This is a genomic window from Rothia sp. P100, assembly GCF_023712425.1.
Classification (GTDB): domain Bacteria; phylum Actinomycetota; class Actinomycetes; order Actinomycetales; family Micrococcaceae; genus Rothia; species Rothia endophytica.
In genome coordinates this window covers 468,863-481,774 of record NZ_JAMAYG010000002.1, presented here as the reverse complement: position 1 = coordinate 481,774, position 12,912 = coordinate 468,863, and the positions used below count along the sequence as shown (strand labels likewise).

11 protein-coding genes are annotated in these 12,912 nt (G+C 55.4%); 9 read left to right on the top strand and 2 right to left on the bottom strand.

Annotated features, from left to right (window positions below):
• The first annotated feature begins 1 nt into the window (after position 1).
• From pyrF to M3668_RS07060, 7 genes are all read left to right on the top strand, one after another.
• Positions 2–856 (top strand): orotidine-5'-phosphate decarboxylase, encoded by an 855-nt coding sequence (gene pyrF, locus M3668_RS07090; protein ID WP_251380124.1) that lies wholly within the window; start codon positions 2–4, stop codon positions 854–856.
• 236 nt (positions 857–1,092) lie between these two features.
• A complete protein-coding gene (gene mihF / locus M3668_RS07085) occupies positions 1,093–1,407 on the top strand; it encodes an integration host factor, actinobacterial type (protein WP_251380123.1) in 315 nt (104 codons plus the stop codon).
• Positions 1,408–1,419: 12 nt separating this feature from the next.
• On the top strand, positions 1,420–1,992 hold the full coding sequence (gene gmk, locus M3668_RS07080; protein ID WP_251380122.1) for a guanylate kinase: 573 nt from the start codon (positions 1,420–1,422) through the stop codon (positions 1,990–1,992).
• 143 nt (positions 1,993–2,135) lie between these two features.
• The gene (rpoZ, locus tag M3668_RS07075; protein WP_502948956.1) at positions 2,136–2,519 is read left to right on the top strand and encodes a DNA-directed RNA polymerase subunit omega; all 384 of its coding nucleotides are present in this window, start codon (positions 2,136–2,138) and stop codon (positions 2,517–2,519) included.
• Positions 2,520–2,531: 12 nt separating this feature from the next.
• A complete protein-coding gene (gene coaBC / locus M3668_RS07070) occupies positions 2,532–3,773 on the top strand; it encodes a bifunctional phosphopantothenoylcysteine decarboxylase/phosphopantothenate--cysteine ligase CoaBC (protein ID WP_251380120.1) in 1,242 nt (413 codons plus the stop codon).
• Between the two features lie 43 nt (positions 3,774–3,816).
• Positions 3,817–5,022, top strand: a complete 1,206-nt coding sequence (metK, locus tag M3668_RS07065; protein WP_251380119.1) for a methionine adenosyltransferase — start codon at positions 3,817–3,819, stop codon at positions 5,020–5,022.
• 12 nt (positions 5,023–5,034) lie between these two features.
• Positions 5,035–7,200, top strand: a complete 2,166-nt coding sequence (locus M3668_RS07060) for a primosomal protein N' (protein WP_251380118.1) — start codon at positions 5,035–5,037, stop codon at positions 7,198–7,200.
• Here the strand turns inward: M3668_RS07060 and M3668_RS07055 are convergent.
• Positions 7,197–8,297 carry a glycosyltransferase gene (locus M3668_RS07055; protein ID WP_251380117.1) on the bottom strand — a complete coding sequence of 367 codons (1,101 nt, stop codon included), beginning with the start codon at positions 8,295–8,297 and terminating at the stop codon, positions 7,197–7,199. The two genes, M3668_RS07060 and M3668_RS07055, sit on opposite strands and share 4 nt — an antisense overlap.
• On the bottom strand, positions 8,294–9,214 hold the full coding sequence (locus M3668_RS07050) for an alpha/beta fold hydrolase (protein WP_251380116.1): 921 nt from the start codon (positions 9,212–9,214) through the stop codon (positions 8,294–8,296). Before M3668_RS07050 ends, M3668_RS07055 begins: the two co-directional genes overlap by 4 nt.
• Positions 9,215–9,453: 239 nt before the next feature.
• Here M3668_RS07050 and leuS point away from each other — a divergent pair, with 239 nt between their 5' ends.
• A complete protein-coding gene (gene leuS / locus M3668_RS07045; RefSeq protein WP_285835810.1) occupies positions 9,454–11,892 on the top strand; it encodes a leucine--tRNA ligase in 2,439 nt (812 codons plus the stop codon).
• A gap of 105 nt (positions 11,893–11,997) precedes the next feature.
• Complete coding sequence (locus M3668_RS07040; RefSeq protein ID WP_251380114.1) at positions 11,998–12,867, top strand: DegV family protein; 870 nt, start codon at positions 11,998–12,000, stop codon at positions 12,865–12,867.
• Positions 12,868–12,912: the final 45 nt, after the last annotated feature.

Genomic DNA, 12,912 nt, shown 5'->3' with positions numbered 1-12,912 from the left:
TATGAGCAATGTGCTTCCTTTCGGTGATCGACTTTCACGCGCAATGGCAGAGAAGGGGCCTTTGTGCGTGGGAGTTGACCCCCACCCAGGGCTCCTAGCTCAGTGGGGACTTGAAGATACAGCTGCCTCATTGGAGCACTTCGCCTTCACCGTTCTGGACGCCTGCGGGGACGTTTCGGCGGCTCTAAAACCCCAGGTAGCTCTGTTTGAACGTCACGGCTCAGCCGGTCTTGCGGTGCTAGAGAAGTTTCAAGCTGAAGCTGCTCAGCAGGACGTCTTAGTGGTGGCAGATGCTAAGCGCGGAGATATTGGGTCAACCATGGCTGCGTACGCAGATGCCTGGCTAGGAGAGGCGTCGCCTTTGGCCACCGATTCAGTAACCTTGAGCCCCTATCTAGGCTTTGAATCTCTGCGACCAGCCCTTGACCTCGCTTCAAAGAACCAGCGAGGTACCTTTGTGCTAGCTCTTACTTCTAACCCGGAAGGAAGGAGTGTGCAGCACATTGGGGGGCCTGAAAAGTCGGTAGCGGGCTCAATTGTTCAAGCAGCTCAGCGTGAAAATGAATCTTCTGCCTGGCAGAATATGGGCCCCTGTGGTCTGGTCATTGGGGCTACGGTGGGTCAGGCCTTATCTAAGCTCAACATTGATCTTTCTACCTTCAACGGTCCAATTCTTTCGCCCGGATACGGGGCTCAGGGGGCTTCAGCCGAGGATCTTTACAGGATCTTTGAAGGCATTGAGCGCCAAGTGCTGGTGAACTCTAGCCGCGGTGTTCTGAGCGCCGGGCCTCATCGTTCTAGTTTGAGGGACGCTGCACAGCGTGCTGCTGAGGAGCTGGACTCGGCCTCACGATAGGGTTAGATGAGAATAAGATGGCGGGGAAGGAAGCTTCCCCGCCATTTCTATATTAATTATATTACCCGCGGGTAACTTACTTTGAAAAAACCGCCTGACGTGCTAATTTATAATTGTTTGATCGCAAATAGCTTTCGTTTGATTTCCTCTGGGTATTACCTATAAGAAAAAAGCTATTACACATTTGTATATTCCATGTTCGCACCGTGAACACCTCGCACATAAGGAAGGCAATCATGCCCCTCAAACCCCTCACCGAAGAACAGCGCGCCGCAGCCCGTGAAAAGGCCAAAAAAGCCCGTGTTATCCGTGCTGAAATGAAAGAAGCTGTTAAGAATAAGCAAATTACCATCTCAGAGGTCCTTCAGCGCGCTGAAACTGATGAAGCTGTCGCTAGACTGAAGGTAACCGATCTTCTCACCTCCCTACCGGGTGTTGGCGAAGTTCGAACTGAAAATATTCTGAAAGATCTGAATATTGCTGCGTCTCGCCGCTTGCGTGGTCTTGGCATCCACCAGCGTCGAGCACTCATCAATCTTCTTGACCGTTAAGGGCTAGATACCGTGGCAGAAACTCACCAGATACCCAAACTCACCGTTTTGGCCGGTCCAACAGCTGTAGGCAAGGGGACCGTGTCTACCTACATTCGTGAGAACTACCCGGACGTATGGTTCTCGGTTTCTGCTACCACGCGTGATCCCAGACCTGGTGAAGAAGACGGAATCCACTACTACTTTGTCTCTGATGAAGAGTTTGACTCAATGGTCGAAAACCGTCAGATGCTGGAGTGGGCAACCGTGCATAACTCGTACAAGTACGGAACCATCCGCTCTATGGTTGAACGTCAGCTCAAAGCTGGGAAAAACGTACTTCTTGAGATTGACCTGCAGGGCGCACGTCAGGTGCGTAACGCCATGCCAGAAGCTCAACTGATTTTCTTGGCGCCTCCTAGCTGGGATGAATTGGTATCCCGCCTAATCGGTAGAGGTACTGAATCTGCTAGGGAACAGCAGATGCGGCTTGAAACAGCAAAAGTTGAGCTGGACGCTGAGCCCGAGTTTGACCATACGGTCATTAATGATTCGGTGCCAGAAGCTGCCGAAGCGATTATTGAACTCATGGGCGTAGAGCGCTAAAGAGTCAGCGCGGGCGGCACTAGTGGAACATCACCTCTGGGCCGCCTGCGTTTTACGTGACAAAAAATCGGTTCGCCTATAGTATTAGTAGAGTTTTTGCCACCGGATTGCGGTGGCGCAGTCCAGTAAAGATGGAGTCTTACGTGGCTAACGCACACAACGATCAAGGTATCATCAACCCCAGCGCAGACGCTCTGATTAAGAAGGCTGAGTCTAAGTATGGTCTGGTGATTTTCGGTGCTCGCCGTGCCCGTCAGATCAACGCTTACTACTCACAGCTGCACGAGAACCTCTACGATCACGTAGGTCCCCTGGTTGATTCAGAGCCCAACGAGAAGTCACTATCTGTGGCTATGCGTGAAATTAATGAAGATCTGGTTGAAGCTCGCCACGTGCCCGATGGCAAGTTTGATGAAAACGGCACCCTGATTCACGACGACGAACCCAGCGCTTTCCTGGGTGCAGATTTCTACATCGACGAGCCCTTCGTGGAATACGTCGATGCTGAAGACGCCGAACAGGCATAGTTTCTAAAAACAATGCGCGTCATTATCGGCATTGGCGGGGGCATCGCTGCTTATAAAGCAGCGATGCTCCTGCGTCTTTTTTCTAAAGCTGGCCACGAGGTAGTAGCTATTCCTACCGAAGCGGCTCTTAAGTTCATTGGCCGGCCCACTCTTGAAGCTCTTAGCGGTAACCCTGTGTCGGTTGATGTTTTTGACCGGGTGCCCGAGGTCAATCATGTGCGCCAGGCAGAGAGAGCCGATGCTGTTGTCATTGCGCCGGCAACGGCAGATTTGATGGCACGCTTAGCCAGCGGTCGAGCTGACGACCTACTCTCGGCAACCGTTCTCACCACCTATGCTCCGGTGATTCTGGCCCCAGCGATGCATACTCAAATGTGGGAGCACCCAGCTACCAGGTCTAATGTTAAGACTCTGCGCGGTTTTGGTTATCACATTATTGAACCAGCCGTTGGGCGCCTGACGGGGCCTGATTCCGGCATCGGTCGCTTGCCAGAGCCCGACGATATTTTCGCGCAGGCACAAGCAATTTTAGGGTGGGACGTGGATGAAGCGGCCCCGGCTGATGTGCCCTTGTCAGGACGCCGCGTGCTAGTTACCGCCGGAGGCACGCGTGAGGATTTAGACCCGGTCCGTTTTTTGGGTAACCGTTCCTCAGGTAAACAGGGTTTCGCCCTGGCGAGTGCAGCGAAGCAGCTAGGAGCCAGTGTGCACCTCATCGCGGCACATGTGGAAGTGGAGCTTCCGACCGGTCTCGATACCGTAACCCGTGTGTCTAGCGCAAGAGAGCTACGTGAGGCTACTTTAGTAGCCGCACAAGGGGCCGATGTTGTGATTATGGCTGCTGCTGTGGCGGATTTCCGACCGGCTGACTACGCTGACTTCAAGATTAAGAAGACCGATGATCCGGGGCAGGACCCCGTCATACATCTGGTGCGTAACCCGGATATTCTGCGAGAGCTCGTGGAACATCGGTCAGCTAACAGAGAGGCTGGCCCTCAGCTTATCGTTGGCTTTGCAGCTGAAACCGGTGATGAGAGTGCTAGTCCGTTGGACTACGGACGTGCAAAGTTAGCCCGTAAGGGGTGCGACTATCTAGCGGTTAATACCGTGAGCGCCACCCAGGGTTTTGGGACTGAGGTCAATACTCTGACCATCCTTTCTGCCAATGAGGTTGAGCCCTTGGTGACTCAAGGAACAAAATATGAAGTTTCTGAAGACCTCCTGCGTCATGTAGCGCAACACCTCAATAATTGATCATCTTTACCTCCAGTTAGACCAAGAGAAGTACAGTAGAACCGTGACTGAAAATAACCATCTTCGCCTTTTTACCAGTGAGTCCGTGACCGAAGGTCACCCTGACAAAATCTGTGATCAGATTTCTGATGCCATCCTCGACGCTCTGCTTGAGACTGACCCCCGCTCTAACGTTGCTGTTGAAACCTTGGTCACTACCGGGCAGGTACACGTTGCCGGTGAGGTAACCACCAACGGATACGTGGATATCCCCAGCATCGTGCGCAGAACTATCCTGGATATTGGCTACAACTCCTCAACCCACGGTTTCGATGGGGAGTTCTGCGGTGTTTCCGTTTCTATCGGTGAACAGTCCGGTGATATCAACGCAGGCGTCTATACCTCTCTCGAAGAACGCCAGGGCACAGCAGTAGATGAGCTTGATAAGCAGGGCGCCGGCGACCAGGGCATCATGTTCGGGTATGCAACTAACGAGACCAAGGCTTTGATGCCTGCTCCCATCTTTGTGGCGCACCGTCTTGCTGAGCAGCTCACCAAGGTGCGTAAGGACGGCACTCTGCCCGACCTGCGCCCTGACGGTAAAACTCAGGTAACTATGGGGTACAACGAAGATTTCATCCCCGTCACCATTGATACAGTGGTAGTTTCAACCCAGCATACTGCCGATTACGATCTGGACCGGCTGGCTGCTGACGTCCGTGAGCACGTGATTGAGCCCGTCCTCGATAACTTCAATTTTGACGCTAGCGCTGCCAAAGTCATTATTAACCCTGCTGGCCGTTTTGTTCAGGGCGGCCCCGTGGGTGACGCTGGCCTGACCGGCCGCAAGATTATTGTTGATACCTATGGGGGCATGTCTCGTCATGGTGGTGGTGCTTTCTCCGGTAAGGACCCCTCAAAGGTAGACCGGTCGGCTGCTTACGCTATGCGATGGGTAGCCAAGAACATTGTGGCAGCCGGTCTAGCAGACCGTGCAGAGGTTCAGGTTGCCTACGCCATCGGCCAGGCTACTCCCGTTGGTATTTATGTTGAGACCTTTGGAACAGAGAAGGTTGCTGTCTACAAGATTGAGGCGGCAATTCGTGAAGTTTTTGACCTGCGCCCGCTGGCCATCATTCGTGATCTTGAGCTGCGCCGCCCTATCTACAAGAAGACTGCGGCTAACGGCCACTTTGGCCGTGAGGGAGCTGACTTCACCTGGGAACGTACCAACCGTGTAGCCGAGCTGAAAGCCGCTGTTGGCCTATAGTAAACTAGCCACATGACCAGCTTTAACACCGAACCCCTGCAACCAGACCTGTTGCAGGGGTTCGGTGTTTCTTTGCCTTCTCAGACAGGTTCAACCGAAGCAGAAGATAGCGCCGTTAGCCTGCCCGTTGCGCGGGTTCATATTGATACCCATGTGCCCCATCTTGATCGGCTCTTTGACTACGCTGTACCTGCCGCGCTTGATGCCGAGGCTCAGCCGGGGGTGAGGGTGAGGGTCAAATTTGGTGGCAGGGAGGTGACTGGCTGGCTTCGCGAGCGCGTAGCCCGGTCCGATTCACCGACCAGGCTTGTGCCCCTGCATAAGATTGTTTCTCCACTGCCTGTGGTGGATGCTGAAATCTTTGAGCTGGCCGATGCTCTTGCTGATCGTTATGCCGGCCTTGTGCCCGACGTCCTGCGCCTAGCTGTACCGCCCCGAGTCGCCAGTGTTGAGCAGCAGTACCTAGCGCCGGCGTCGTCTGTCAGTTCATCTGAGAGTAAGGATGCAGAGGGAAAGCCAGAGCCAGGCCGGGTAGCAAAAGCCATGACCGATGAGGTCTTAGAAGCAGAGCCAGAGCCTCTTCAGGCACCGGATATTTCGGCCTTTGAAGACTACACCCAGGGCACAGAATTTTGCGATGATGTTGCTGCTGGGGCCGCGGCTCGCGCCGTGATGAGCGTGCTGCCTTCACACCCGGAACACGGCTGGGAAGACCTCATGGCCGTGAGCCTTGTGCAAGCTGCGGCTCACGGCAGGGGAGCGCTGGGTGTTGTCCCTGATCTCAAAAGTTTGGAGCGTCTTGAAACAGCGCTTGCTCAGCTTACCCCGCCTGAGCGCTACACCCGGCTGACAGCCAATGATGCCCCCACCCCGCGCTATGAAAGTTTTCTGCGTGCCAAGCAGGGGCTAGCAGACATCGTTATTGGAACGCGCTCAGCAGCCTATGCCCCTATAAAAAATCTTGGTTTTGTTGCCTGTTGGGATGATGGGGACTCTTCACTGATTGAACAGCGCGCGCCCTACTGTCATGCCCGTGACGTCCTTCTTTTGCGTGCTACGCTGACGGATTCTGCGGCTCTTTTCATGGGGTATGCCGTCAGTAGCGAGGCTGCACGACTCGTACGGAGCCGTTGGGCTAGCTTACTGTCAGCTGATCGCGCGGTCATCCGTTCTTTCACTCCACGGGTGCTGCCAACGGGCGATGACTACCAGCTGGCCAGGGACCCCCTGGCTGCTATAGCTCGGATTCCGCACCAAGCTTTTGCCGTGGCCCAGGACGCTCTAAAGCAGGGGCCGGTGCTGGTTCAGGTTGCGCGCGCGGGCTACATACCTAGCCTCAGCTGCCAGCGCTGCCACATGCCGGCGCGGTGCCGCGACTGCCGTGGCCCCCTTTCACTGGCTTATGGTCAAGCACTGCCCCAATGCGGGTGGTGCGGGCGCATAGCTCAAAACTGGGCCTGCACGGACTGTGGCGAACGCAGATGGCGCTCAGGTGCGGTGGGAGCGCTTCGTACCGCTGAGGAACTGGGCCGCGCTTTCCCTGATGTGCCGGTCATTAGTTCTAGTGGGGAGAATATTAGATCTTCCATTGGCCCTGAACCTGCTTTGGTGATTGCTACCCCCGGGGGAGAGCCAGTTGCAGAAGGAGGGTATTCAGCCGCTCTGCTGCTGGATGCTGATCGAATGATGCAGGCTGATTCTCTTCGTGCTCCAGAAACTGCCTTGCGCCGCTGGTTTAACGCTGCAGCTCTGGTGCGGTCTTTTGCTGTTGGTGGCCGTGTAGTGACAACTGCCAGCCCTTCACCCGTGCTTGAGGCGCTGGTGAGGTGGGACCCGATGGGCTACGCCCTGTGGGAGATTGATGAACGGCACGATATTGGCTTGCCGCCGGCCGTCCGTACTGCGGCTGTTACCGGTAGCGAGAAGGGTATCGAGACTTTCCTGGCCTCTCTTGAAATCCCTGAGGACGTTCGGGTCAGCGGGCCGGTGCCCCTGCAGGAGCCTGGTGACTATCTTGAGCCGGATATAGACGGTGAAATCTACCGAGCTATTCTCTTCTTTACTTATGCCCGTGGGCACGATTTCACCCGTCATCTGCGAGCTGTCAAGGCCTCCCTCTCAGCGCTCAAAAAAAGTGAACCGGTACAGGTGCGCTGCGATGGTTTGGATATTCTCTAAAGCTCACCCAGAAGGTTGAGGAGTTTAATAGCTGAGGTGTTCCAGCTATAACGTGCAGCATCAGCTAGCCCACCTTCAACTCGATATTTCGCTGCCTGCGGATCTTCAAGATCTCGTACTGCACGTGCAAATTCGCTGGGGAAGTTAGCGTTAGCAAAGAACGCCGAGGGGGCGATTTCCCTAAAGATAGGAATATCGCTGAGCACCACGGGGCACCCTGCCGACTGCGCCTCTACCACCGGCAGACCGTACCCTTCATCTTTTGAAGCGGTCAGCAGAGCAGCGGCTGTGCCCAGCAAGGCTGTATAGGTCTCTTCATCGACACCGTTGTGAAATACAATGTTGGGCCCAGCTTTTGGCTCTAGTTCGCGCTGTCGAGCAGGAGAAATTCTGGAGAGCAGGTGCAGAGTGTAGTCCGGTAGGGAGCCCATCGCCGCTATTAGTGTCTCTACGTTTTTATAGGGCATAAAAGATCCCATGTAGATTAGATCTTTGGTGCGCTGCGGAAGTAGGCTCAGCGCTTGGTCTTGACTCTTTATCCTGTCCTGGGGGGCGTTAGGCACCACGTGAACGGGCTTGCTCGTGAGGCTGTGTTGCCTCATCAGACCCGCGGTAGTCTCAGACACCGTCACCACGGCGTCGGCCCTGTTAAGCAAAAATCGCTGCGGAGCGTAGGTGGTGTGAAAGACTCGCCAGCCCGCACGCACGGGAGCAGGGAGGAAGCCCGGCGGATCAGGGTGGGCGTAGTAAATAAGATCGTGAAGGGTGAGTATCAACTTGAACTTCCGCCCCCAGCCCCCGAGCCCCAGGGTCTGCATGGGTGAGAAGACCACCTCTGGCCGATAAGGGTTGATTTGAAGAGCAGCCGTGGGTTCCAAAGGTGAAGTGGGTGAGCAAATCTTTACGTGAGGAAGTTCGGGAAGCATCTCTAACTGCCGCTCATCACTAATCACCATAGCCAGCTGCAGGTCCTCCGGTACTGCGGGGTGACCAGCGTCCTGCAGGTCTTTGAGCGCTGTGAGTAAGGACGCCGTGTAGCGGCTGATACCGTCGTGTATGCCGATGCGGGTGTAGCGGGCGTCGATCATCAGTTTCATCGGATGGGCTCCTGGTGGAAATCAGCAATGAGAGCAGCAGCGCGGAGAGGAGTTTCGTAGTGGATGAGGTGCCCTACCTCGGGAATTACATCTAAACGGCCCCGCTGAAGAGCGCCGAACATAGCTCGCTGGCCCTCCATGCTCCCCAAATCATCTTCCTGCGCCACGATCATCTGTACTGGTAGATCGATTGTGGGGGTGAAGTCCGCAGCGGTTGATGAGATGGAAGCTCGGTAGGCTTGAAGCACAGCATCGCGTGAAGAGAAAGCACGAAAGTAGGCTGCGTGCTGACCGTTAATGAAATTCCTTAGTTCTGCATGGCTGTTCTTCATCATGAATTCGCTACTGATTCTGGTGATGATGTGGGATTTCAGCAAACTGAACCCAAGAGGGGCAGGCAGGAGCGCACCGGCCGTATAGTACATCTCAGCTAGCCGGCTCATCAGTTTCTGGTTGCCATCCAGGGCGGGTTCACAGATAGGATTAATGAGTGTCAGCCTCTGAACCAGATGGGGTCGGGTAGCTGTGAGATAGGAGCTGACGATAGACCCAAATGAGTGACCCACCAGGTGGATAGGGTTTTGACCCGTTAGCCCCAGAAATTCCGCTAGCCAGGCGGCATAGGTACTCACGTTATGCTCTGCTACCGGCATGGGTTCAGACCTACCAAAACCCGGCAAATCAGGGATGAGGACGCGGTAGTCCAGCAGCCCCTGTGTTAGAAGCTCAAGCCCGTGGTGATCCCCCCTAAAACCGTGGATTAAGACAAGGGTTTCAGCGGTGCTATCCCCGTATTCCCACCATCGGGTGAGTGAACCGTTCACCGTGGCTTCGTGGAGCTTCCCATGGGAAGTGACGGTAGGGTGTAGCTCAAAAACGCTGGCAGGGGGCATCGATACTCTAGCTTTCTCACTCACCCCTTTACTCTACCGCTGCGGTTGCGGCCCCGCTGCCCGCTCCCGCCCAGCGGCGTCCAAAAACTGGTCGCTCCGGCGAAAAATGGGGAGAACCGATAGACTATACCCAAAGGTTTTGACGCCGGCGCCTTTCGTGCGCCCAAAACTCAAAACTCAACCTACACGTACAGACAGGAAGTCAAGTGACTGCTGAGATAGAAACTACCGAACAGACCGAAAATACCTGGGATTTTCGCGCGATGGAAACTAAGTGGCAGCCCTACTGGGAAGATACTAAGGTCTTTGAACCCACCAATGAAGAGGGCAAAGAGACACGCTATGTAGCGGATATGTTCCCCTACCCATCAGGCGACCTTCACATGGGTCACGCTGAGGCTTTCGCTATTGGGGACGTCACTGCCCGGTACTGGAAGCAGAAGGGCTACGACGTTCTGCACCCCATTGGCTGGGATTCATTTGGTCTACCCGCAGAGAACGCGGCTATCAAGAACAATACCCACCCCAAAGAGTGGACCTACAAGAACATCGAGACTCAGGCGGGTTCTTTCAAGCGCTACGGCATTATGGCTGACTGGTCACGCCGCCTGCACACCTCTGACCCCGAGTACTACCGCTGGACTCAGTGGCTCTTCCAGCAGTTCTACAAGAAGGGTTTAGCCTACCGTAAGTACTCCCAGGTCAACTGGTGCCCCAAGGATCAGACCGTTCTGGCCAACGAACAGGTCATCAACGGTGAGTGCGAGCGCTGCCATACCCAGGTCACTAAGAAGTCTTTGAACCAGTGGTACTTCAAGATCACTGACTACGCCCAGGAACTGCTGGATGATATGAAGGGTCTGGAGGGTCACTGGCCAGAGCGTGTGCTGGCTATGCAGCGTAATTGGATTGGTCGCTCCGAGGGCGCCGAGGTCAGTTTTGCCGTTGAGGCTACTGAGGGTAAGGAAGCATCTACCGTTGATGTTTTCACCACCCGCCCGGATACCCTCTTTGGTGCTACCTTCTTCATCGTGGCAGCAGATGCTGATTTGGCAAGCGAGTTGGTCATCGATGAGCAGCGTGAGGCTCTGGAGAACTACCGCGAGAGCATCAAGGTGCTCTCTGACATTGATCGTCAGGCATCAGACCGTGAGAAGACCGGTGTCTTCTTGGGTCGCTACGCCATCAACCCCCTGACCGGGGATAAGCTGCCCATCTGGGCATCCGATTATGCTTTGGCTGACTACGGGACCGGTGCCCTGATGGCTGTGCCCGCCCACGACCAGCGCGACCTGGACTTCGCTCGTAAATTTGATATCCCTGTCATTACCGTCGTTGAAACCGGTGAAGAAGACCCCGCTGAAAGCGGCGTGGCCACAGCTGGCGACGGCAACCACATTAACTCTGGCCCCCTGAACGGGCTGAACCGTTCAGAAGCTACCCGCAAGGTTATCGAGCTGCTGGAAGAGCAGGGCGCAGGGAAGGGTAAAGTCAACTTCCGCCTGCGTGACTGGTTGCTCTCCCGCCAGCGTTTCTGGGGGTGCCCCATCCCCGTGATTCACTGTGAAGAGCACGGTGAAGTTCTGGTCCCAGAAGATCAGCTACCTGTTCGTCTGCCCGACAACCTCTCCGGTGAAGACCTGGCTCCCAAGGGGCAGTCACCTCTGGCCGCAGCCGAGGCGTGGAACACCGTTGCTTGCCCCGAATGTGGCAAGCCTGCTAAGCGCGATTCAGATACAATGGACACCTTCGTGGATTCCTCCTGGTACTTCATGCGCTATGTTTCACCCAACTTTGATGCCGGCGTCTTTGACCCCGAGCAGATGAAGAAGTGGAACCAGGTTGATATGTACGTGGGCGGTGTTGAGCACGCGATTCTACACCTGCTGTACGCCCGTTTCTTTACTAAGGTTATCCGTGACCTTGGCCTAATTGACCATTCTGAGCCCTTCAAGGCGCTCATGAACCAGGGCCAGGTGCTCAACCAGGGCAAGGCTATGTCCAAGTCACTGGGTAACGGCGTTGACCTGGGTGAACAGCTCGATAAGTTCGGCGTGGACGCCGTGCGAACCGTCATGGTCTTTGCCTCGCCCCCTGAGGACGACGTTGACTGGGCAGACGTGTCACCGGCAGGTTCACAGAAGTTCCTGGCCCGCGCATGGCGCGTTGCCAACGACGTTACCAGCGCCCCTGGCGTTGTTGGCTCAGAAGGTGATAAGGATCTGCACAAGCTGGTGCACCGCACCATGTTTGAGGCTGCCAAGTTGGCTGAAACCGGCAAGTTCAATGTGCTGGTTGCTAAGACCATGGAGCTGGTCAATGCCACCCGCAAGACCATTGACTCCGGTGCTGGTGCTGGGGACCCTGCCGTCCGCGAAGCCGCTGAAGCTATCGCGATTCTGCTCTCCCTTTACGCGCCCTACACCGCTGAGGACACCTGGCACCTGTTGGGTCACGAGAGCCCCGTGCTGACTGCAGGCTGGCCCGAGGTAGACGAGACCCAGCTGGTAGACGATACCGTCACAGCTATCGTCCAAATCAAGGGTAAGGTAAAGGATCGCCTGGAAGTTTCTAAGGACATCTCTGAAGCTGATCTTGAGAAGCTAGCATTGGAATCCGAGACAGTTCAGCGTTCCATTGGGGACGCCGAGATTCGCAAGGTCATCGTTCGAGCACCCAAACTCGTGAACATCGTTATTTAGGGTTTTATTTCTGAGCTGAAGGGCAGACAAGGTCATGACGACCTTGTCTGCCTCTTCTCTATTCACGGGAGGCGGTAGAGTGGAACGGTGCGTTCTATAGCTATCGTGACTGACTCTTCGGCTGCCTTGCCTGCCGATTTCTTTGCCGAAGCCACAGCCTCAGGTGGCTTGGCCCAGGTTGATTTACCTGTTTCCATTGCTGGGCAGCCGCTGGAGGGGCTGAGCTCCGCCGAGATTGATGCTGCTATCGTCACCGCCCACGTCCAGGGGGAACAAGTCACCACCTCAGGCGCTTCACCGGGGGAACTTATAGAAGTTTACGAACGGCTTGCTAGCGAAGGGTATGCGGGTATCATTTCTATTCATCTCTCGGGGGCGCTCTCTGGCACCTGCGACGCGGCGCGAGTTGCCGCTGATATGGTTCAGTTACCGGTGGCCGTTATCGATTCTGAAAATCTAGCCATGGCACTCGGCCAGGTCGTTATAAACCTCTACCGTTTCACTGAAAATACCGATGATTTAGAGACTGCCGTAGAGGTCGCAGAGGACTTGTGCGCCGCTGTCAAACTGTTCTTCTTTATCCCAACATTGGACGCCATCAAACGGGGCGGCCGCGTTGCTCCCGCCCTGGCAATGGTGGCACAGATGTTTCAGATACGGCCAGTTGCCACGGTACTTGACGGTAAGCTGATCTACTTAGAAAGGCCGCGTACCACGCCAAAAGCTATTGAACGGCTCACCGAACTTACCCTAGACTTCAGCGCTGAACAGGCAAAGGGCTCTCATCGTTTTGCCGCCGGTGTTCCAGCACCTACCGGTCGGGTCGTCGCCGTCCACTACTGCGGTAATCTCTTGCAAGCCCAGGGATTTCAGCGATCGCTGGGTGAGCCAGCCGAAGATGCAGAGCTACTGCCTCTTCCACCGGTGCTCTCTGCCCACTCAGGTTTAGGCGCTCTGGCAGCGGTGGTGTATTAGCCCCTACATCGGTGAATCAGACTGTGGATAGAATGTAGCTGACCG